General features: G+C 57.5%; 17 protein-coding genes. 8 read left to right on the top strand and 9 right to left on the bottom strand.

Annotated elements, in window-relative coordinates:
* Nucleotides 1-122: 122 nt before the first annotated feature.
* The gene (locus D8U69_RS15180; protein WP_056852559.1) at nucleotides 123-1,343 is read right to left on the bottom strand and encodes an aspartate aminotransferase family protein; all 1,221 of its coding nucleotides are present in this window, start codon (nucleotides 1,341-1,343) and stop codon (nucleotides 123-125) included.
* A gap of 297 nt (nucleotides 1,344-1,640) precedes the next feature.
* Between D8U69_RS15180 and D8U69_RS15175 the strand changes: the two genes are divergently transcribed.
* The gene (locus D8U69_RS15175; protein WP_130907633.1) at nucleotides 1,641-6,689 is read left to right on the top strand and encodes a DUF6543 domain-containing protein; all 5,049 of its coding nucleotides are present in this window, start codon (nucleotides 1,641-1,643) and stop codon (nucleotides 6,687-6,689) included.
* Between the two features lie 48 nt (nucleotides 6,690-6,737).
* On the opposite strand, the gene argR is transcribed toward D8U69_RS15175, so the two are convergent.
* From argR to acs, 7 genes are all read right to left on the bottom strand, one after another.
* Complete coding sequence (gene argR / locus D8U69_RS15170; protein WP_056852561.1) at nucleotides 6,738-7,718, bottom strand: transcriptional regulator ArgR; 981 nt, start codon at nucleotides 7,716-7,718, stop codon at nucleotides 6,738-6,740.
* Nucleotides 7,719-7,962: 244 nt separating this feature from the next.
* Nucleotides 7,963-8,727 carry an ATP-binding cassette domain-containing protein gene (locus D8U69_RS15165; RefSeq protein WP_007971015.1) on the bottom strand — a complete coding sequence of 255 codons (765 nt, stop codon included), beginning with the start codon at nucleotides 8,725-8,727 and terminating at the stop codon, nucleotides 7,963-7,965.
* Nucleotides 8,728-8,750: 23 nt separating this feature from the next.
* Nucleotides 8,751-9,863 carry a M14 family metallopeptidase gene (locus D8U69_RS15160; protein ID WP_130907632.1) on the bottom strand — a complete coding sequence of 371 codons (1,113 nt, stop codon included), beginning with the start codon at nucleotides 9,861-9,863 and terminating at the stop codon, nucleotides 8,751-8,753.
* A 1-nt stretch (nucleotide 9,864) separates the two neighbouring features.
* On the bottom strand, nucleotides 9,865-10,563 hold the full coding sequence (locus D8U69_RS15155) for an ABC transporter permease (RefSeq protein ID WP_056852563.1): 699 nt from the start codon (nucleotides 10,561-10,563) through the stop codon (nucleotides 9,865-9,867).
* Complete coding sequence (locus tag D8U69_RS15150) at nucleotides 10,560-11,249, bottom strand: ABC transporter permease (RefSeq protein WP_007934894.1); 690 nt, start codon at nucleotides 11,247-11,249, stop codon at nucleotides 10,560-10,562. The genes D8U69_RS15155 and D8U69_RS15150 overlap by 4 nt, the downstream gene beginning before the upstream one ends.
* A 91-nt stretch (nucleotides 11,250-11,340) precedes the next feature.
* The gene (locus D8U69_RS15145) at nucleotides 11,341-12,117 is read right to left on the bottom strand and encodes an ABC transporter substrate-binding protein (protein ID WP_056852564.1); all 777 of its coding nucleotides are present in this window, start codon (nucleotides 12,115-12,117) and stop codon (nucleotides 11,341-11,343) included.
* Between the two features lie 670 nt (nucleotides 12,118-12,787).
* Nucleotides 12,788-14,743, bottom strand: a complete 1,956-nt coding sequence (gene acs / locus D8U69_RS15140) for an acetate--CoA ligase (RefSeq protein ID WP_056852565.1) — start codon at nucleotides 14,741-14,743, stop codon at nucleotides 12,788-12,790.
* A gap of 495 nt (nucleotides 14,744-15,238) precedes the next feature.
* Here acs and D8U69_RS15135 point away from each other — a divergent pair, with 495 nt between their 5' ends.
* The 7 genes from D8U69_RS15135 to D8U69_RS15105 all read left to right on the top strand — a co-directional run bounded on the left by D8U69_RS15135 (nucleotide 15,239) and on the right by D8U69_RS15105 (nucleotide 21,701).
* The gene (locus D8U69_RS15135) at nucleotides 15,239-15,502 is read left to right on the top strand and encodes a DUF2790 domain-containing protein (RefSeq protein ID WP_056852566.1); all 264 of its coding nucleotides are present in this window, start codon (nucleotides 15,239-15,241) and stop codon (nucleotides 15,500-15,502) included.
* Between the two features lie 546 nt (nucleotides 15,503-16,048).
* The gene (locus D8U69_RS15130) at nucleotides 16,049-17,296 is read left to right on the top strand and encodes a ribonucleotide-diphosphate reductase subunit beta (RefSeq protein ID WP_007992761.1); all 1,248 of its coding nucleotides are present in this window, start codon (nucleotides 16,049-16,051) and stop codon (nucleotides 17,294-17,296) included.
* Between the two features lie 386 nt (nucleotides 17,297-17,682).
* Nucleotides 17,683-18,216, top strand: a complete 534-nt coding sequence (locus D8U69_RS15125; RefSeq protein WP_130905168.1) for a Bro-N domain-containing protein — start codon at nucleotides 17,683-17,685, stop codon at nucleotides 18,214-18,216.
* A gap of 113 nt (nucleotides 18,217-18,329) precedes the next feature.
* Nucleotides 18,330-19,043 carry an HNH endonuclease gene (locus D8U69_RS15120; RefSeq protein ID WP_130907631.1) on the top strand — a complete coding sequence of 238 codons (714 nt, stop codon included), beginning with the start codon at nucleotides 18,330-18,332 and terminating at the stop codon, nucleotides 19,041-19,043.
* Nucleotides 19,044-19,171: 128 nt separating this feature from the next.
* Nucleotides 19,172-20,374, top strand: a complete 1,203-nt coding sequence (locus tag D8U69_RS15115) for an S-type pyocin domain-containing protein (protein WP_130907630.1) — start codon at nucleotides 19,172-19,174, stop codon at nucleotides 20,372-20,374.
* A gap of 10 nt (nucleotides 20,375-20,384) precedes the next feature.
* Complete coding sequence (locus D8U69_RS15110; RefSeq protein ID WP_130905149.1) at nucleotides 20,385-20,636, top strand: pyocin S6 family toxin immunity protein; 252 nt, start codon at nucleotides 20,385-20,387, stop codon at nucleotides 20,634-20,636.
* Between the two features lie 99 nt (nucleotides 20,637-20,735).
* Nucleotides 20,736-21,701, top strand: coding sequence for a hypothetical protein (locus D8U69_RS15105; protein WP_130905150.1), 966 nt, complete (start codon nucleotides 20,736-20,738; stop codon nucleotides 21,699-21,701).
* Between the two features lies 1 nt (nucleotide 21,702).
* Here D8U69_RS15105 and D8U69_RS15100 read toward each other — a convergent pair whose 3' ends face one another.
* Nucleotides 21,703-22,353 (bottom strand): hypothetical protein, encoded by a 651-nt coding sequence (locus tag D8U69_RS15100; protein WP_241668664.1) that lies wholly within the window; start codon nucleotides 22,351-22,353, stop codon nucleotides 21,703-21,705.
* Between the last annotated feature and the right edge of the window lie 6 nt (nucleotides 22,354-22,359).

Here is a 22,359-nt window from a genome sequence, read left to right as displayed (position 1 = left end):
TGTCAGATAACAATGAAGTCGGCTGCCAGGCCCTCATCGCGGGCAAGCCCGCTCCCACAGGGAATGTGCCCGGCATATAAAATTGGGTTCGACGCCTGAATCGTCAGGCGTCGAAGGGTCTATCAGGCTTGCGTCAGTTTTGCCGCGGCACGTTCGAAGCGGTCCAGGCCGGCATCGATGTCGGCGTCTTCGACCACCAGGCTCGGGGCGAAACGCACCACGTCCGGGCCGGCTTGCAGGACCATCAGGCCTTCTTGTTCAGCGGCGTTGAAAATGTCCTTGGCCTTGCCTTTCCAGGCATCGCTCAGCACGCAACCGATCAACAGGCCCATGCCGCGGACCTTGGTGAACAGGCCGTACTTTTCGCCGATCTGTTCAAGGCGTGCCTTGAACTTGTCGTGCTTGGCCTTGACGCCGGCCAGCACTTGCGGGGTGTTGATCACGTCGATCACCGCTTCCGCGACAGCGCAAGCCAGCGGGTTACCGCCGTAAGTGGTGCCGTGGGTGCCGACAACCAAGTGTTTGGCCAGGTCTTCGGTGGTCAGCATGGCCGCGATCGGGAACCCGCCGCCCAGGCTCTTGGCGCTGGTGAGGATGTCCGGAATCACGCCGTAATGCTGGTAGGCGAACAGGTGGCCAGTACGGCCCATGCCGGTTTGCACTTCGTCAAAGATCAGCAGCGCGTTGTGCGCGGTGCAAAGGTCGCGGGCACCTTGCAGGTATTCGAGTTCGGCCGGGATCACACCGCTTTCGCCCTGGATCGGCTCCAGCACTACCGCGCAAGTCTTGTCGGAAATGGCGGCTTTGAGCGCGGCCAAATCGTTGTACGGCACATGGGTGATACCGGTGATTTTCGGACCGAAACCGTCGGAGTACTTCGACTGGCCACCGACGTTAACGGTGAACAGGGTACGGCCGTGGAAGCTGTTGAGCGCGGCGATGATTTCGTACTTCTCGCTGCCGAAACGGTCGAAACCGACACGACGGGCCAGCTTGAAGGCGGCCTCGTTGGCTTCGGCGCCGGAGTTGCAGAAGAAAGCACGCTCGGCAAATGTGGCGTTGACCAACTTATGGGCCAGGCGCAGGGCCGGCTCATTGGTGAACACGTTGGACACGTGCCACAGCTTGTTCGCCTGCTCGGTCAAGGCACCGACCAGCGCCGGGTGCGCATGGCCCAATACGTTCACGGCAATCCCGCCGGCGAAGTCGATCAGCTCGCGACCGGACTGGTCCCAAACGCGGGAACCGGCGCCACGCACAGGAATGAATGCGGCAGGCGCATAGTTGGGAACCATTACCTGATCGAAATCGGCGCGTTGTACCGCAGCGTGCTCAACGGACATCGGAGTCTCCTGAAGAGAAAACACTCGCCTGAAACTGGCGAGCTTGGTGAGGATTGTAAGGACAGTTTTCAGCCCGGCCTTGCCGCCAAGCGACAACTTCTTATAGCGCAAACCCCGGATTTTCCCGGGTTTACGGCAATGCGACATATAGGGTCGCAAAGGCGCAGTTTAAACTGCTGGCGCCGATTTGCGGCAGGATTGGCGAGAGATGAATGCCTGCGCAATAAATATGTACCGCACCGGAAACGATGCAGCCTGTTTCCCTTGACGCTCTTTGAGCGCTAATGGACCTGCAAGATGCAATTACCCGACGAGCAAACGCGGACAGCCTCTGCTGACGCAACGTATATCGCCCACACCGACACTCACTGCCCGCCTCTCACCCATACGATTCCCCACTGGCTCGGGAACGCATCATCGGCCAGACGCCTGGCGCTGAAGAGCGCACGCCCGATACTGACGAGTGGTTTGCGCGCGGCGCCGGCTGCGCAACACGCTGAACTCGGACGGCTGAATGCCGCGCACTGGACCGCACAAAACCGAGTCGACCGCACACTGGAAAACCTGCAGGACGCCTACGCTTTTGCTGAACCACTGCTCAAAAACGCTCTGAAAGCACGATTCGGACTGGACGTGGACGTCAAAGGCACGTTCTTGCGCCTGTACATTCCCGCGACCATTCCCTGGTTTCCGATCAAGTCAGGCGCCGCTCGCACCTGGACCGTGTCGCTGTTGAATGCGGCACTGCATAACTTTGAAGAACAGGAAACCCACAAGGATGCCTACGAGCCCGACTCGACGTTCATCACTGAGCCGTCCTCGACCGGGCAGTTCGATACCTTGCCCGCGCTCAAGCAGACGATCACGGTGCAGGCCTTTACCCGGTTATGTCGTGAACTGGACATCGGCGGCCAATACCGCACCTACCTGGAGGATAATCTCGGGATTTCCAACCCGCTGGCGGCGACTGTGCTGCGCTCCAGGGTCGAGGCCAGCCAGAAAGCCGCATTGAAGGCCGCGCTGCATCTGGCTCGCATGAACGGCGACATTCAGGACGACTTCTTTCAACTGATCCAGGCGCTGGCTGAAGGCAATCAAGGTATCAAACTTGGAAACGAGCCCCTGCTGTGCCACGACTTGACGATCATGTCCGCCAGGCTGACCGGCATCGTCGTGTTTGCACCTAACCTTGAACGCGCACGCAATGTCGCACGGGTCGTGGCCTACATCCCCGATGACCCGGAGCACCCGATCAAGGAGTACACCTCGACGGCCGAGCTGATGCAAACCCTCACTCGCCAACTGCGCACCCCGGATTACCAACAATTTTTCAGTCGTTTTGTCGCTCACGAAGACCGCGGGCATTTCTTTGGCAACCTGGCCGATCGCCTGAGCCATGTCACCTGGCATCAACGCCACTACGGTGAAGCGCTGCCATCATGGCGTGAAACGCCGACAGAGCGGCCCAATCTGCAATTTTCTGTCACGCCGATCCATCGCGGCCCATGGCCCCATCTCTACCGCGCGCAGTTGAACAAAATTCTCAACGACGCCCGGGTCATCGCGGTGTCTACCGCAATGGCAGACCAAAAGGCTCGCTGGGCACTCTGGGACTCCTTTACCGGCGTGCTGTCCGCCATTGTGCAGCTCGCCGCTTTCGTCGCCCTGCCTTTTGTGCCGTTTGTGGGCGAATTGATGCTGGCTTACATGGCTTATCAATTGGTCAACGATGCCTTTGAAGGGATTATCGACTGGGCGCAAGGGCAGACCATCGAAGCCTTCGAGCACCTGATGACAGTGGTTGAGACATTGATCCAGTTGGGGGCCTTCGCCGCAGGTGGGGTCGTTGCCGCAGGCGAGTTTCGCAAGGCTCTGCCCGCAGAGGTCATCGCCTTCATTGACCGGTTCAAACCGGTGCAGGCAGCCAATGGAAAGACCCTTTACTGGAAACCCGACCTGAGCCCTTATGAACAGGCCGCGCCGCTGCCCCGGCAATCGGTTCCCGACACGTCAGGCCTGCATCAACACAACGGCAAAACCATCGCCCGCATCGAGGGCAAACGCTTCGCCGTCAGACAGGAGCCAACCGGCGACTACCGTATCGAGCATCCCAGCCGCCCCGATGCCTACAGCCCCGCGCTCAAGCACAACGGCAGCGGCGCCTGGCAGACAGAACTCGACCGACCACTGGAGTGGGACAAAAACACCCTATTGCAGCGCTTGGGTCACCTGAGCGAAAAGCTGTCTCCCGCCGAACGCGAACGCGCACTCAAGGCCAGCGGTTTACATGAGAACACCCTGCGCAGAATGCATGTCGAGCACGAACCCATTCCGTCCTTACTGGCCGATACCCTCAAGCGCCTCAACCTCGATAAAGACCTGCAAACGTTTATCGACCGCCTCAACAGCGGGCGTCACGAACAGTATTCAAAGGCTGATTCCCAAACCCAACTGCAATTGCTCACCGAGCATTTCCTGTGGCCCGACAGCATAGGCATCAGCCTGCTTGATGCCCGGGGCAACATCGTCTGGGAAACCACAACGGCGGCACACTCAGGCATTGAGGTTCAGGAAGGTCGCTTGATCGAGGGTGACGTGCTCAAAAGCGTGCTTGCCCAGCTGAATGAAAGCGAGCAAAAAACCCTTCTGGAAGAACATCGACATGCGCCCTCTCTCTCGCTTGACGCACGCGCCACTTCATTGAGACAGAAACTCGCCCAGACCGCCGCCCGACAACGAGCATCACTGTTCGACAGTCGATACCGCGCTCTTGAACGCCCCCAGAATGCCTTGGTTCAAAAACTGATCGACACCACCACGGGGCTGCCGCTGAGCGTGGCGAGCGAATTGATCGATAGCGCCACGAGCCCCGAACTGCAACTGCTGCAAACCGGCGAAGTACCCAAACGCCTCAAGGACCTTGCCCGCTGGGCGATGCAAGAAGTACGGCTGACGCGAGCCTACGAAGGACTTGATCTGCCATCGCTTGATAATCCGGACACCGATCTGCTGCGCCTCCATTCACTTGAGCGCCTGCCAGGCTGGACATCCGAAATCCGTATAGACATTCAGGACTACGCCTATAACGGCCGCACCCGCACCCGCATTGGCAAACAGGACGCCGCCATCCGCAAAGTGCTGGTACGGCGCGAAGATGGTCGATACGAAGCCTACGACGACGAGGGCTTGAGCCTGAGCGGCGCAACAGAACTGAGTCGGGCCATTCTTCATGCCCTGCCCGACGCGGAGCGAAACGCACTGAAGATCAACATCCATCAAGGCGAAAAACTTGAACACGCGCTGCGCGAACATTCGCTGGAGCGCGGCGAATTACGCAACATTCTGGAGGACAATCCAATACTCAAACCGGCCTATGACCCGGCGACCATGCGCCTGCTTGGAGGCGCCGACGGCTACGATCAACTCCCGTCAGGCCAGCCGGATCTGGTACGCAGGGTTCGCCAACTCTGGCCGGCACTCAACCCGCAAGAAGTGCTGGAAGTCATCGATTACCTGCACACCCGCCCCGCCGGTGCTCATGCGGAACTCGCCCGCCTGCAAGGTGAGTACGGGCAACTGAACAATGATTTGCAGGACTGGGTCAATCAGGCGCCCCACCTCGACCCTCAAACCGGTAACAGGTTGAGCGTCGCGCAGCTGGCGGAAAACCGGGAGAACCGTGCCGCGTTCAGGTATGAGCTGCAGAGAGGCTGGCGACGGCAGATCACTGCCAGCATTACCGACGACCCTGCCGACGTCGAATATCTGTTGAGTTTCGTCAAGCCGATCGTGGGAGAACTGCCGACCATCAGCGCAGATTTCAGCCGCATTTCAACGCTATCGATGACCAACAGCGGCGCGCCGCAAGGCATCATGGGTTTCCTCCAACACTTCACCGGGCTTGCCCGCCTCGAACTCAGAAACGTTGCCCTGGGCGAACTCCCGCCAGCGCTGTCCAGCATGCCCAGGCTCAATCAACTACTGCTGAGCGACTGCGGCATCGTACTGACGCCGGATACACAAGCGACACTTTCTTCCCTCAGCAACCTGGTGACACTGGATCTCTACGGCAACCCTCTGGGTCTTGCCCCCCGATTGCAGGGGATGTCTGAACTCAACTACATCGATCTTTCCAATACGGGTATCAGCAACGTTCCGGAAGGTTTGCTGGGGCATCAGTCACTGCGTACTGCAATCCTCAATGACAACCAGATAACCGATCTTGACCCGGACTTTTTCAATCTCCCCTCGCGCATCAGCAAGGGCATGGACTTTGGCAATAATCCACTCACATTGGCGATTCGCGAACAGATCAAGAGCTATTTCCAACGGACCCTCCAGGACTTCGGTGTCATGGCCGCCCCGGCTGATATCGATCGAGTCCAAGTTTTATACCCACTTCTGGACAGGGAGGAAGCCAGCGATTTCATCTACCTGCAACCCGGCAACCTGGAGGCCGGCCGCACTGAACTGACGCGCCTGGAAACCGAGTACACCACGTTGCGCAACGATCTGGCCGCATGGACCTCAGACCTGCCCGCCGTGCATCCGCAAACAGGTCAGCCTTTTACCAACGCACAGCTCACAGAAGAACACTTGGCCCGCGACGCGTTCAAGGAAACCGTAGAGCAGTGCTGGCGTCGTGAATCCGATATGGAAGGCGTGAATGCGGCAGGTGAACCGCACTATGAGCTGTACACCGACGAGGTCATCAATGGCGACCTGCCCCAACTGAGCGCGCAATTCAAACACGTCTCACGCCTGCAAATGGACGGCGAAAACAAAGCGACATCGCGTCCCGAGGGCTTTTTACGCTGCTTCCCCAACTTGCAGAACCTGACCATCAGCGACTTTGCCCTGAGCACGGTTCCCAGCCCTGTATTCAATATGAGCGAGCTGAAGACACTGGTGCTGACCGATTGCCTGATCACGCTGACCTCGCAAACACAGGCGGCACTGGCGGGCATGGAGAACATCGAACATCTGGTTCTGGGCGGCAACCCACTGGGCCTACCTGCCGACATCAGTCAAATGCCGAGACTGAAGACCCTGATGCTGTATGACACAGGTATCAGCGAGATTCCGCCGGGCCTGCTGACTCGTACAACGTTGCAAGTGGCGAACCTTACTGACAACGCGATCAGTGAAATCCCCAGCGACATTCTCGAACTGCCTGTGGGGGTCGCCAGGAAAATCAAGCTCGGCGGGAACCCCTTCTCCGAAGAAAGCCTGCAACGATTCATCGCGTACTATCGACGAACCGGCGAGTCTTTTGGCATTGATGGAGTCGTCGACCGCGCCGAAATAGAGACGTCCTCTTCTGGCGAGAGTGAGGTCGAGGAGTGACAGCGCGATCGCGCCCGGACAAATCGCCCAGGCATCGATGTGAACGTGTCACCCGCGCTCTGAAGGCACCGACGACAATTCGAACGGACTGCTGCTGCGCCGCTGGTTGCGATCTTCCCGCGGCGTGGCGCCAAAGAAGTTGCGGTAGGCGCTGGAGAAATGCGGGCCGGAGGAGAAGCCGCACGACAGGCCGATCTGGATGATCGACTTGCTGGTTTGCATCAACATTTGCCGGGCCTTGTTCAGGCGCAGTTCCAGGTAATACTGGCTTGGTACGCGATTGAGGTATTGCTTGAAAATCCGCTCCAACTGCCGACGGGACACGCACACGTGCTGGGCGATTTCGTCGGTGGTCAGCGGCTCTTCGATGTTGGCTTCCATCAGCAACACTGCCTGGGTGAGCTTCGGATGGCTGGAGCCGAGGCGGTTTTGCAACGGAATGCGCTGGCGTTCTCCACCCTCGCGAATGCGTTCGACCACCAGTTCTTCCGACACCGCACCGGCCAGTTCAGCACCGTGGTCACGGGCCAGCACCGCCAGCAGCAGATCAAGCACCGACATGCCGCCACACGCGGTCAGGCGATCGCGATCCCAGTCAAACAAATGACTGGTGGCGATGACCTTCGGGAAACGCTCGGCAAAATCGTCTTGCCAGCGCCAGTGCACGGCGGCGCGGTAACCATCGAGCAAACCCAGTTGCGCCAACGGATAAACACCGGCCGAGAGACCGCCAATCACGCAACCGGCACGCACCAGTTGCTTGAGCGCGCTGCTGAGCGCCGGCGCCAGGGTAGTCGGCGGCTCGTCAGCGAGCAGGAACAATTTCTGAAAGTTTTCGAGCTTGCCGGTCCAGGCTTCGCCGGGCAATTGCCATTGGCCTTCGGCCGGCGGTTCGGCTTGCAGGAACGACAACTCGTAGACGACGTCCGGATGCACACGCTGAGCAACACGCAAGGCCTCCTCAGCCAGCGCAAGCGTCAGGGCTTTAGTGCTGGGCCAAATCAGGAAACCAATTCGATGGGCAGTCATGGTGGGCGATCCGAAACGAAGAACAGTGATGAAGGCATGGGCCAATGCTAGCCCGTAAATGAACGCAAATCTCGAAACCGACACAGATCAAACTGTGGGAGCTGGCTTGCCAGCGATGACGGTGTGTCTGTGCCAGAGATGCAAACTGACTCACCGCTATCGCTGGCAAGCCAGCTTCCACTGAGTCGAGGCCAGCCTTGGATCGCGAAGCATGCACTATCGCGGTGCACAACGGCAGTCCCGATTACTTCAGGCTGCCCGACAGGAACTGCTGCAGACGTTCGGATTGCGGGTTCACCAGCACTTCGCGCGGGTTGCCACTTTCTTCAACCACACCTTTGTGCAGGAACACCAACTGGTTCGACACTTCACGGGCAAAGCCCATTTCGTGGGTCACCACGACCATGGTCCGGCCTTCCTGGGCCAGGGCCTGCATGACCTTCAACACATCGCCCACCAGTTCCGGGTCGAGCGCCGAAGTCGGCTCGTCGAACAGCATCACTTCCGGTTCCATCGCCAGCGCACGGGCAATCGCCACGCGTTGCTGCTCGCCGCCGGACATGTGGCCCGGGTAAGCGTCTTTACGATGGGCCACGCCGACCTTGTTCAGGTAATGCTCGGCTTTTTCCCGGGCCTCGGCTTTCGACACGCCGAGTACATGCACCGGCGCTTCCATGATGTTTTCCAGTGCGGTCATGTGCGACCACAGGTTGAAATGCTGGAACACCATCGACAGGCGCGAACGCATGCGTTGCAGCTGTTTCGGGTCGGCGGCTTTCAACGCGCCGTCCTTGTTCGCCACCAGCTTCAACTCTTCGTTGTTAAGCAGGATCTTGCCCGCGTGCGGCTGCTCCAGCAGGTTGATGCAACGCAGGAAGGTACTTTTGCCGGAGCCACTGGAGCCGATGATGCTGATCACATCGCCAGCCGCCGCCTTCAGGGACACGCCCTTGAGCACTTCGTGACTGCCATAGCGTTTATGCAGGTCTTGGACTTCAAGTTTGTACATGCGGTCGGTTCTCACAAAAACAGTCAGTCGTTGAGCAAGCGCCCGTGACGCAGCGCTTCGCGCCCCGCCACCTTGGCCAGCCAGAAACCGGGTTGGGCATAACGCAGCCGCTCAATGGCAAACAGCACCCCGGACGTACCAGCACACACCGTGCTGACCCGATCCGCCAGCGGATCGATCACTTCAAAAATTTCATCACCCGCCTCAACCCATTCACCGGGTTGACGCAGAAAACTCACCACACCGGGGTGCGGTGCGAACAACAATTCGGTGCCTTCAAACGGCAGGCCTTCGCAAGCCTCCTGCGCAGGTTTCGGCCAGTCGCCGCTGATCAGCCCTTGCTCGGCGAGGAACGCCAGAATGCCTTCGGCGTACGCCTCGGTTTCGACGCGACCGGTATCCGCCTGACCACCCAGTTCAAGGGTAGTCGCCAGGCACGCCAGAGGAATCTGCGCATCCGGGAACAACCGCGACAGTCGCAGCCACGGCAGCGAACAGGCTTCGTCGAAGGAGCTGCCACCGGAATCTTCAGCCAGCAGCCCCACCCGCACGTTCAAATGCGCAGCCAGCGAACGCCACTGCGGCCAATGCTGCGGCAAGGCGTACATGTGCAACGCCGCGTCGGTATCGCAATGCAGGTCCAGCACCACATCCGCGGTGCACGCATGACTGAGCAAGATGCGCTGCATGCCCTGCAACTGGCTGCTGGCCGGTGGCAGCGCGGCCAGATGATCAGCCATCGCCTGGCGGATCAAACGGATGTTGGCGTGCGGATCATCACCGAGATGGCCATCGAGTTGTGCGGCGACAGGCGCGCTCAACTCGACGAAATCGCGATTGAAGTTCTTGCCGCTGCCCGCTTCGAAACGTCCTTGATGATTGCCTTGCAGCAACTGACCGAGGCCCAGTGGATTGGCCACCGGCACCAGTTCGATCACGCCGTTCAACAGGCCCTGGGCTTCGAGTTCGGCCAGGCGCTGTTTCAGCGCCCAGGCGGTGCGCATCCCCGGCAGTTCATCGGCGTGGAGGCTGGCCTGGATGTAGGCCTTGCGCTCGCCATTGCCGAAGCGGAACACCGAAATCTGGCGCTCGCTGCCCAAATGGCTCCACGGCAGTGAATGGTCGATGCGTTCCATATCAGTGCTTCCGCGGGGCCAGGTAGCCCAGCCAGCGGCGCTCGGCCAGTTTGAACAGTTTCACCAGGATGAAGGTCAGGCACAGGTAGAACACGCCGGCCGTGATGTACGCCTCGAACGGCAGGTAGAACTGGGCGTTGACCGTGCGCGCGGCACCGGTGATGTCGATCAGGGTCACGATGGAGGCCAGACTGGTGGTCTGCAGCATCATGATCACTTCGTTGCTGTACTGCGGCAGCGCCCGGCGCAAGGCCGACGGCAGCAGGATGCGCTTGTACATCTTGAACCGCGACATGCCCATGGCCTTGGCCGCTTCGATCTCGCCGTTCGGCGTGGCGCGCAAGCTGCCGGCGATGATTTCCGCGGTGTAGGCGCTGGTGTTGATGGCGAACGCCAGACACGCACAGAACGTTGCGCTCGATAGCCATGGCCAGAGGAAGCTTTCGCGTACCGCTTCGAACTGCGCCAGACCGTAGTAGATCAGGAACAGCTGCACCAGCATCGGCGTGCCGCGAATCACGTAGGTGTAGAGCCAGGCTGTCATGTTGACGACCGGGTTCTTCGAGACGCGCATCAGGCCCAGCGGCAACGCACACAGCAGGCCGAAGAACAGCGACAGCGCGAGCAGTTTGAGGGTGGTCACCAGGCCACCGAAGTACAGCGGCAAGGCCTCCCAAATGACGTTGTAGTCGAAGATCATAGCTCAGCCGCCCTTACGCCTACCGAGTAGCGCTTCTCGAGGTGACGCAATGCCAGCAACGAAACACTGGTGATCACCAGGTACATCGCCGCCACTGCGAGGAAGAAGGTGAAAGGTTCGCGGGTGGCGTCTGCCGCCTGCTTGGCCTTGAACATCATGTCTTGCAGACCCACCACGGAAATCAGTGCGGTGGCCTTGGTCAGTACCAGCCAGTTGTTGGTGAAGCCTGGAATCGCCAGGCGAATCATCTGAGGCACCAACACCCGGAAGAACACCTGAAAACTGCTCATGCCATAAGCCATGCCCGCTTCAGCCTGCCCCTTGGGGATCGCCATGAACGCACCGCGGAACGTTTCCGACAGGTACGCGCCGAAGATGAAACCCAGGGTGCCGATACCGGCGGCCAACGGGTTCAGGTCGATGTAGTCGTCGTATCCGAGCATTGGCGCGACGCGGTTGAGCAAATCCTGACCGCCGTAGAAAATCAGCAGGATCAACACCAGGTCGGGAATGCCGCGAATCACGGTGGAGTACAGATCGCCCAGCCAGGCCAGCCAGCGAACCGGCGACAGACGCAGTGCCACGCCGATCAGGCCCAGGACAATGGCCAGGGCCATGGATGACAAGGCGAGCTGAAGCGTCAGCCAAGCGCCATCGAGGATGACAGCCCCGTAGCCTTTCAACATGATTCAGGTCCTCGAAAGTTGGGATGAAAAAATGGCGCAAACCTCAGAGATCCTGTTGCTTGCGCCATTTCGGACTTGTCGCCGGGACGTATTACTTGCCGTAGATATCGAAGGCGAAGTATTTGTCCTGGATTTGCTTGTACTTGCCGTTCTCGCGAATGGCAGTGATCGCGGTGTTGATCTTGTCTTTCAGTGCGTCACCCTTGCGAACCGCGATACCTACGCCGTCGCCGAAGTATTTGACGTCGGTGAACGCCGGACCGACGAACGCGAAGCCTTTACCGGCGTCGGTTTTCAGGAAACCGTCATCCAGCAGCGTAGCGTCTGCCACGGTGCCGTCGAGGCGGCCGGCGGCTACGTCGAGGTAAATTTCGTTCTGCGAACCGTAAGGCTTGATCTCGGCACCCAGCGGGGCCAGGACTTCGCGGGCGAAACGCTCGTGGATCGAACCACGTTGCACGCCGATGTTCTTGCCCTTGAGCTCGCTCAGGTTGTCGCTGACCTGAGTGCCGGCCTTCATTACCAGGCGAGCCGGGGTGTTGTAGTACTTGTTGGTGAAATCCACGGATTTCTTGCGGTCTTCAGTGATCGACATCGACGACAGGATCGCGTCGATCTTGCGCACCTTGAGTGCCGGGATCAGACCGTCGAACTCTTGCTCGACCCACACGCACTTGACCTTCATCTCTTCGCAGAGGGCGTTGCCGATGTCGTAGTCAAAACCAACGATGCTGCCATCCGGTGCTTTCGAAGCGAACGGAGGGTAAGCCGCTTCGATACCGATTTTCACAGGCTTTTCATCGGCGAAGGTTGGCAGGGACAGCACGCTGGCAAATGCCAGGGCGCCAAGCAGCACGAGTTTCTTCATGTTGGGACTCCATCGGTAAAGGGCTAAAACGGCAGAGTGAGCGACAGCCCAATATGCGAATGAGTGGAACCGCAAAACAGTGCTGCGTCCTGAGAAGCCGATGTTGAAAAATCAACACCAGCAACGACGAGCGAGTGATCGGCATTCTAACGACAGGCCCGAAGCCGATATTTCTTCAATGCGACAACTAATTACAGAAGCACCGAGAAAGCCGCTTGGGCACGTTGACAGCCCTGCAAATTCATGCAGATGCAAAAGACAGTGAACCGATCCATGCTGCAAATTGCGGGCCTATTATTGGCAAAGCCTTCTAATCCGGCAAGTGTAGCGTTGGGTCTTATTTTTTATGACCGATTCAGAGGTGTTGAAACGAGGCTTTGCGTTTCCCAATGCCTCGTTATTGGACGCACGGTTACACATTCAGTTACTTGAACGGTGACGGGTAACATAGGGAAACACCCTACAGACGAAACCGATAATTATTGGCTCCTCCGTCGATCGTTCCCACGCTCCGCGCAGGAATGCATCCCGTGACGCTCTGCGTCACAAGGTCAACGGCGGACGCGGAGCGTCCATGGCGGCATTCCCACGCAGAGCGTAGGAACGATCGATACGAAAAAGCCCCGCCAGGCAATGCCGGGCGGGGCTTCGGTGACTCAGGAACGGCGGGTTAAGCGACGTTCATCGTCTTGTGCGTATCAATCAAATGCTGCACCACACCCGGATCCGCCAGGGTCGAGATATCCCCCAGACCATCGTACTCAGCGGTCGCAATCTTGCGCAGAATCCGCCGCATGATCTTGCCCGAACGGGTTTTCGGCAGCCCCGGCGCCCACTGGATGACATCCGGCGAAGCAATCGGGCCGATCTCCTTGCGCACCCAGTTTTTCAGTTCCAGACGCAGTTGCTCGCTCGGCTCTTCGCCGTTTTTCAAGGTGACATAGACATAGATGCCCTGCCCCTTGATGTCGTGCGGCACACCGACCACAGCGGCTTCGGCGACTTTCGGGTGGGCGACCATCGCGCTTTCGATCTCGGCGGTGCCCATGCGGTGGCCGGAAACGTTGAGCACGTCGTCGACGCGACCGGTGATCCAGTAGTAACCATCGGCGTCGCGACGTGCGCCGTCACCGGTGAAGTACATGCCACGGAAAGTCTTGAAGTAGGTGTCGACGAAGCGGTCGTGATCGCCATACAGCGTGCGCGCCTGGCCTGGCCACGAATCGAGAATCACCAGGTTGCCCTCGGCCTCGCCTTCGATGATGTTGCCCAGGTTATCCACCAAAGCCGGCACCACACCGAAGAACGGACGCGCCGCCGAACCCGGCTTGAGTGCGTGAGCGCCCGGCAGCGGGCTCATCATGTTGCCGCCGGTTTCGGTCTGCCACCAGGTATCGACGATCGGGCAACGGGACTTGCCGACATTCTTGTAGTACCAGTCCCAGGCTTCCGGGTTGATCGGCTCGCCCACCGAACCGAGCAAGCGCAGGCTACTGCCATCGGCGCCTTCCACGGCGGCGGTGCCCGACGCCATCATCGCGCGGATCGCGGTCGGTGCGGTGTAGAGAATGTTGACCTTGTGCTTGTCGACGATTTTCGCCACCCGGGTGATGTCCGGATAGTTCGGCACGCCTTCGAACAGCAGCGTGGTCGCGCCATTGGCCAGCGGGCCGTAGACGATGTAACTGTGGCCGGTGACCCAGCCGACGTCGGCGGTGCACCAGTAGATTTCGCCCGGGCGATAGTCGAACACGCGCTCGTGGGTCATGGCCGCGTACAACAAGTAGCCGCCGGTGGTGTGCTGCACGCCCTTTGGCTTGCCGGTGGAACCCGATGTGTAGAGGATGAACAGCGCTTCTTCAGCGCCCATCTCTTTCGGCGCGCAAACGGTGCCGGCCACTTTCATCAGGTCTTCGTACCAGATGTCGCGATGCTGGTTCCACTTGATGTCGCCACCGGTGCGCTGGCACACGATGACTTTCTGGATGCTGCTGGTTTCCGGGTTGGTCAGGGCGTCGTCGACGTTGGCCTTGAGCGGGATTTTCTTGCCGGCACGAATGCCTTCGTCGGCGGTGATCACCACTTTCGAGCGGCAGTCGATGATGCGACCGGCCAGGGCTTCAGGCGAGAAACCACCGAACACTACCGAGTGAATCGCACCGATCCGGGTGCAGGCCAGCATGGCGACCACGGCTTCAGGGATCATCGGCATATAGATCGTCACCACGTCGCCGCGATGGACATCCTGGCCGCGCAGGGCGTTGGCGAATTTGCACACTTGCTCGTGCAGTTCGCGGTAGGTGATGTTGCGGCTTTCGGAAGGATCATCGCCCTCCCAAATGATCGCCACTTGATCGCCGCGCTCGGCCAGATGACGGTCGAGGCAGTTGTAGGAAACGTTCAGGGTGCCGTCGGCAAACCACTTGATGTCGACATGGTGATCGTCGAAGGACGTCTGCTTCACCGTGGTGAAAGGCTTGATCCAGTCGAGGCGCTTGGCTTGTTCACGCCAGAAGCCGTCCGGGTTGACGACCGACTGCTGGTACATGGCCTTGTAGGTCGCCTCGTCGGTCAACGTATTGGCCAGAACCTCGGGACGAACGGGATACAGGGAAGCCGCACTCATCTTTCTTACCTCGGTGGAATAGTTGTTTTTGTATGGCACCGTTGTAGCCCGGGCCGGGCCTATAGAACCATTCGACGATGGTAGTAACAAGCCCACACATTTTGTCGTGAATAGCGACTCAGCCTGCCAAGCCAGAGGTAATTCGTCCTACTCCAGACGAGCTAGATTCCCCATTTCCTGTGGGAGCTGGCTTGCCAGCGATGACGCTATGCCCGACACACCGCGTCGCCAATTTCGCCAACAAGCCGGCCCCTACATAGCCGTACACAAAGGTTTCGAAGGATTGTTACGAAAACCGTCAAAAGTGTTTATCAAAAGCACGGCTATATGAACGACCCCCCCACGCCTAAAATCCACCTCGCCAACCCGGCAACCTGAGTTAACCACGTTACAGCCCCCACGAAGGCAGTTAACCCAAACCCAAGTTGTAAAGATTCACACGCAATCCCAAAAAGATTGCGTGTCCCCTCTCGCCTCAAGAAAGGTAAAACTTAAATGAAAGCTTTATTGGTTCTGGCCCTCAGCAGTCTGTGCGCAACCGCCATGGCAGACGAGGTTCAGACTGATGTCGCGCAGCAACAACCGGCTATCGAGGAATACACTTACTCGATGCACCTGGACATCGCCAAAGTTGTTTCCATGAGCGAAGTCCCCAATGTGTGCGAAGTTGTCCCGATGAAAATGGAATATGACGACTCCAAAGGCCAACGGCATATCTTGCGTTACAGCGTCATGGGCAATGGCTGCTCCAGCGGCTGAGTAACTGCACCGAATCGGATCATATCAGCGATTGCTGAAGGTCGATTCCAGCCCGGCTTCGGTCGGGCTCAGTTGTGTTTGGAACTCTCGAAAAGCATCCAGAAACACAAGATGTAGTGAAAAAAGCCTTTTTTTGATTACTTTTTGAGCAAACTCAAATTTGCCAAAAAAAATTTTGCCATCGCCAATCTCAGCCAAAGCCCTGTAAACCCTCGCTCCGACCGAAAAACCCTGCTTCTCGACCGCTCCATGCGCGGATTCGCCCCACCACGCCCGTGAAAATTTCCCTATAATGCCGCCTTAAACGGGCCTGCAATATCCCCTTACAGGGATCAATAGCCAGTCTGAAGCCCCGCAACAGCATTCGATGCTGATTGCGCCCATCAGAGGCTCTCGGAACCCCGTACAAAATTCTGTTTTATTGCCTGCCTTGGCGAGTGCAAAAAACGATTCCTTTAGATCCAACGCGGCCAGTACGGCCGTGTGAAATACCGACTCATCCATTTCACACGGGCAATCTGGCCCTCACGCAGGAGACGACACGTCATGCTGAGCTGGGACGAATTCGACAAAGAAGACACGGAAGTAGCAGTCAAGAGCGCTAACGCTGGCCACGCCACCGAAGCCAACATGGACCGTCTCGACAGCGCCGGCGGTGCCGCTGCGCTGGAAGCCCGCGCCGTGACCGCCAGTGACTCCGCCGCCGTGGCCCGCGCCAAGGCTGCCCTGGATTCCCTCGACGTCGCCGAAGGCCTCGCCGAACTCGAAGGCGCCTCCGCCCGTGTCGCCGTTGACGAAAAGCGCATGATCAACTGCCGCGCCGACCTCAACCAACTCGTGCCATTCAAGTACGACTGGGCCTGGCAGAAGTACCTCGACGGCTGCGCAAACCACTGGATGCCGCAAGAAGTCAACATGACCGCCGACATCGCCCTCTGGAAAAACCCGGAAGGCCTGACCGACGACGAACGCCGTATCGTGATGCGCAACCTCGGCTTCTTCTCCACCGCCGACTCCCTGGTTGCCAACAACCTGGTCCTGGCCGTGTACCGCCTGATCACCAACCCGGAATGCCGCCAGTACATCCTGCGCCAGGCCTTCGAAGAGGCGATCCACACCCACGCCTACCAGTACTGCATCGAATCGCTGGCCATGGATGAAGGTGAAATCTTCAACATGTACCACGAGATCCCATCGGTCGCGAAAAAAGCCACCTGGGGCCTGAAATACACCCGTTCGATCTCCGATCCGAAGTTCGAAACCGGCACCGTCGAAACCGACAAAGAACTGCTGCGCAACCTGATCGCCTACTACTGCGTACTGGAAGGCATCTTCTTCTACTGCGGCTTCACCCAGATCCTCTCCATGGGCCGCCGCAACAAAATGACCGGCGTCGCCGAGCAGTTCCAATACATCCTGCGCGACGAATCCATGCACCTGAACTTCGGCATCGACGTGATCAACCAGATCAAAATCGAAAACCCGCACCTGTGGGACGCCGAAATGAAGGAAGAAGCCTCGCAAATGATCCTGCAAGGCACCCAACTGGAAATCGAATACGCCCGCGACACCATGCCTCGCGGCGTACTGGGCATGAACGCGGCGATGATGGAGGACTACCTCAAGTTCATCGCCAACCGTCGCCTGTCGCAGATCGGTTTGAAGGAAGAGTACCCAGGGACCACTAACCCGTTCCCTTGGATGAGCGAGATTATGGACTTGAAGAAAGAGAAGAATTTCTTTGAGACGCGGGTTATTGAGTATCAGACTGGTGGGGCGTTGAGCTGGGATTGATTCCTGAGCTAGCCGCGATTTGACGAGTTGAATCGGCAAATCAAAAAATCAAAAAGCCCCGATCTGATCGGGGCTTTTTGTTGGGTAGGAAAACGCCTACTCGCAATCTCAGTAGCAGCTAAACCTCCTACAGCAAATCCAGCCCCTTCCTTATTGATAGACGATCAAAGCACTTCTAAGCTCCATTGCAGGTGCCTAAGAAACGCCCAACGTAGAAGCTACTTGCTCACACTGAACGCATGCTGGAATCAGCCTTATATGCGGACCCTTGTGAGAGAAAGAGCCTGTTGGGATTTCTTAAGTCCTCTACGTCGGGTTCCGGCCCCCCTTCACCTACCTACGTAGAGGTAATGGCTATGCCTGCAGGAACTCAACACCGATCCGTAATACCTGATACCTACACTCCGACAGTTTTCACCCGCCATAACCTTTTCCTTCACGCTCTACTCCTTGAAAACCAGCCATGGTTCTGTGCCCGCGATATCGGTCGATTGATGGGTGTCCATTTGAGTGATCGTATGGTCAACAAGCTGGACAAGGATCAGCGACGCGTTCTATGTATTGAGTATTTCCGGCAACCAGAAAAACAGCTGATGCTGAGTGAATCTGGCGTTTATGCGCTGCTGGTTTATCACTACGTTCCAGGGAATCGCTTGTTGCGTGAGTGGTTGACTCATCAGGTGGTATCGGCGTTACGCGATGCGAAGCAACCTGAAAGTTCGGATAGGCCGATGCTGAGTTTGTTGGATTGGCCGCAGATGTCATTGAGTTTGCTGCATTGGCAGGATGAAGGTTGGATTCGACTTCGGGATATGCCGTATCTGTTGAGCGATCAGACCCAACGACGCGTTAAGGTGGCAAAACCATGGTGGCGAAGGGTTGCGCAAATATTTCAGTCGTCAAAGCACTCGATGGGTTAGCGATGTGTTTGTAGGATCATGCGAGATCCGTTTCTATTTTCTGTAGGAAATTTCGTAGACAGTTGTAGTGGCCACTCAGTATCGTCCGGGAGTATTTAACTCTCGGCGATTGTATGGATACGGAGAACAGCAACGGCGATTGGAGTGAGGTGGAGATTCGGGCGGCCGTCGATGCCTATCTCAGCATGCTTTCTCGCGAGCAGAATGGTCAGGCGATCAACAAAGCTCATGAAAATCGCGTCCTGCGCGAGGGTGCTTTGGTTGGTCGCACCAAAGGTTCTGTTGAGTTTCGGATGCAGAACATTTCTACGGTTATGGTCGAGCTGGGTCGAAAACCTATCAAGGGATACAAGCCTGCCAAAAATGTCGGTGCCAATGTTGCGAAGAGCATTCGCGAAGCACTCAATGCTCCTGGCCCTGTAACCCCTGAAGACTTTGCCCCGACAGCCGACGAGGCAACGCTGGAGCGGCGAGCTGCAAAGCTTGAGCGACAACCGATTAAAGTGGTGCCGAAGGGAATTGAGAAACCCGCGCAGACTCATTCCAGTGGAAAGTCTTTTTTACGCGATCCGGTAGTAAGAGCGTGGGTTCGCCAGCAGGCTGAAGGTAAGTGCGAAGGATGTGGCGAGCCGGCTCCATTTGAGAAGTCGGGCATGCCGTTCCTTGAGGTTCATCACGTTAAGCATTTGGCACAAGAAGGTTCAGATCGCCCAAGCAATGCTGTTGCGTTATGCCCAAACTGTCATCGACGTTGTCATCATTCGAGTGATCGGGATGAGTTCACAGCTTTGCTTTATACAAAGGTGAAACGGTTGAAACCTGAGTAACCGAGCACGAACACAGACAATTCCTGCCGTCATCCCAGAAACATCCTACTGCCACAGTCCCTCTGGTTCGTTAACGTCGCGCAGCCCTGCCCTAGGGCCACCGATGCACGAACGCACAAGGACAGTCAGTGGCTGGCAACAAGGACATTCCCCAGGTTAAAAACCCGCCATCGGGTGACGGGCATCACGTCACCTATCGCTTGATGACGCCCAGCGAACTGGCCGAGCGCGAGGCCCGGCATTCGGCTTACGAGGCGATGCTCGCCCGACAGCAAGCATTCGAAGATCGGCTCGGGGTGGTTCCGATAAAAAATGAAGTGCCCCGCGTCGGATGCGTGTTCGCCAAATCCTGCAAGTTGCCGGACGCGGTCATCAACTACTCCAATCCTTCAGGAATGGTGCCGACTGACAGCCTTGAAGACTATGGCGACATCGTCTTGCTGGGTGCCAGGGAGGTTGATGACGACGGTCTGCTTGATTTGCAGACCATCAGCGGCTCGACGGTTGCGCTGGGCATTGGTCAACTGGCACTTCGTGCCCCCGCGCTCATGGCCTCGGTCATAGGCGCCGGGGGAGCGCTTGGCGCGGCGACAACGGCGGCGTTGACCGGCGTGGTCGCACTGTTCTGGGCACCCACTCTCGGCGACAGCGCTCTCTACAGCGAAGACCAACTGCGCGCTCTCGAACAGGCCCGCACGCGGGTTCGCCTGAACATCGAGCAGCAAGATGACGGCAGCCTCAAGGGTTACGGTTTTTACACCGGCAAGAACCGCGATTGGGAAATGGTCGATGTCGTGCAGGTGGCTTTGCGCGGTAGCCAGTACGTTGCCGATCTTGGGGAAGGCATCGAACTGATCTGGACGCCCGCCGAAGACGGCTCGGACATTCTCGGCATCCCCAAGCTGGAAGCCGCCCCGCAAGCGCCGCACATTTGGGTTTATCCGCCGACGAAACAGGCTGACGGCATCATCGTCAATCCGATTTATCCGCCTGAGTACAAGGATTTTATTCTTGTGTTTCCGGTGGGGGCTTTGGTGAAGCCCGTTTATATTGTTATTAGCCAAATGGGAGATCATTCGTATTATGACCACCCGAAAACGCTACCCGCTTTCCCCGATGCAGTCCGAGTAAAATCAAAGTCATCTGTTCAAGGAGGTGGAAAGAAACGCGCCCGTTGGGTTGACCGTAAGGGACGAATTTATGAATGGGACTACAAAAGTAATGCCGTAGAAAAGTTCGACAAATTGGGGATTCACCTTGGTGAATATAACCACACTACCGGCAAGCAAACAAAACCAGCGAAACCGGGTAGGAAAACCACAAGAAATTAAGGAATAACACATGCGCTACCTATCAATCACTGGCTTTTATCCGGACGAGAAGAAGGACGATTCTTTACAATTCGAACTGGACATCGATGGCATTGAACTCAATGAAAAAGTCGCTCAACTCGTTGAATCAAAGCCCCTCGCTGAAATGGAACCGGGAGAGTTACTTTTGAACGAGTCTCAAGTAATGGCGCTGTCCGAAATTTTAGGCGTTAGATTTCCTGCGGGATTGGAGTACTTCATAGGAACTTGTACCAACCAATGAAACAGGGTGAGCGATTGGATTGAGAATGAAAACAATGAGTGCAACACGCCCCGCCTCCCGCTATTAATACGTCACCCTGCTTCCACGGATCCAAGCCCCATGAAATTCGACCTCGCCTACTGCCTCAGCCTCGACGAAAAGCTGTCGATCTATGACGTGCGCGATCTGAATTTCGACGAAACCATGGCCTTCGATTCCGCGAAGGAGCATTTCCAATGCCCCAACAATGCTTGCCGCCTCGCCTTCGATGTAGCGAACGAGTTGGGCACGTTTAACGCCAAGAACGTGAATTACGTACGCACGCCGCACTTCAAGAATTTGCCGAGCACGCGGCATGTCGAGGGTTGTCCTTATGTGAGTCTGAAGACGCCGGCGTTGGGTGTGGAAGAAGCGGAAACGGATGACAGTCGAGAGGAAAATTTCCCGTCTGAATTGTTACTGACCCGGCGTGCGTATGTGCGTAAGCCGTCCAGTGCTGCGGCGTCCGCCGGTACTCAGCCTGATGAGCCTTCAACGTCTTCGGCCGTCGCTGGCGTCGAGCAGCCGAGCCGCGACTCGGCCCCGGACAAGACCAGCGTTTTCGCCCACCCGGTGGAATGTTTCGTATCGAACTTCGACGACAAGGATTTGCTCAAGCGCATGCCGCTGAAGATTGGCGAACATACCGCGCCCTACGCTTCGTTCTTCAAGAAAATCGAATACCTGCAAGACAACAAAGGGCTGATTTACTGGGGCAAGGTCAAGCAGATCAAGGACTACACCCAGAGCTTTCGCATCGATTTCGAGAAGAAGGTCTGGTTCGAGAAGAAGCCTTACTCGGTCAATGTTTACCTGAGCAAGAAGCTCATCGACACCTACCGCAAGCGCAAGGCGTTCCTGGAGGAGATCAAGCACGCCATCGAAAGTGGGCAGGCGTTGTATTGCTTCTTTTATGGCGTGACGCCGGAGTTGAAGCAGGTACCGAGCAAGAAAAACCCCGAGCAGACGTTCGGGGTATTCAGCGCCAGCATCGAAAATCTGGATCACTTTCTAGTGCGGGAGGCGCCGGGGTTGACCGGACAGTAATTCAATACTGAGCGTCATGCGCCTGTTGCCGCTCAAATTCCCAGATTTCCCGTTTCACTTCCATGCGCCGTTCAAGTGCGGCTTGAACGCTGGGCTCATCAAGGCCAGCGTACCGGCGCAACCAGTGAGCCATCATTTCCTCATCCGGGTAGTAATAGTCCTTGTGCCCTTTGCTCCCTCGAAGCGTGTCGTTCATATCGCCATCGAAGCGTCCGGCAGAAAACTCGTCAGTGGGCAAAGTCCCCCATTGGGCGGCGCAATCCTCGAAAACCCAGGCGATCTCATTGATATGCTTTTGCGCACCTCGATGGCCGCGTTTGTAAAACGCGTAATCGCGGCAACTCTCCTCGAAACCCTCCATCATCTGCTCGGCGTCAACCCAGCGAAGCATGTCATGTTGCCCGGCATGACGGATCAGGCCCTCTATCCAACGGTCGACGAAACGCCTAAGGAACCCGTCGACATCCGCCTTTTTCGCGTCGGCGAAAATCATGCAATAACGGGTCTGCACATGGATGACATACAGCACGTGTTTGCGTTGCACGGTGGTCGCATGGACCAGCCACTGTTCGGCAAGCTCATCGCTCCCATCGTCTTCAATAACGGGCGACGGAGGTTTAGCCAGCGGGGTAATTTTTTTACCCTTGTGCACGCGGCT

Origin of the sequence: Pseudomonas sp. Sample_16, assembly GCF_004307665.1 — a bacterium.
GTDB lineage: Bacteria > Pseudomonadota > Gammaproteobacteria > Pseudomonadales > Pseudomonadaceae > Aquipseudomonas.
The sequence above is the reverse complement of the archived record's forward strand: the minus strand, read 5'-3'. Positions and strand labels throughout refer to the sequence as shown.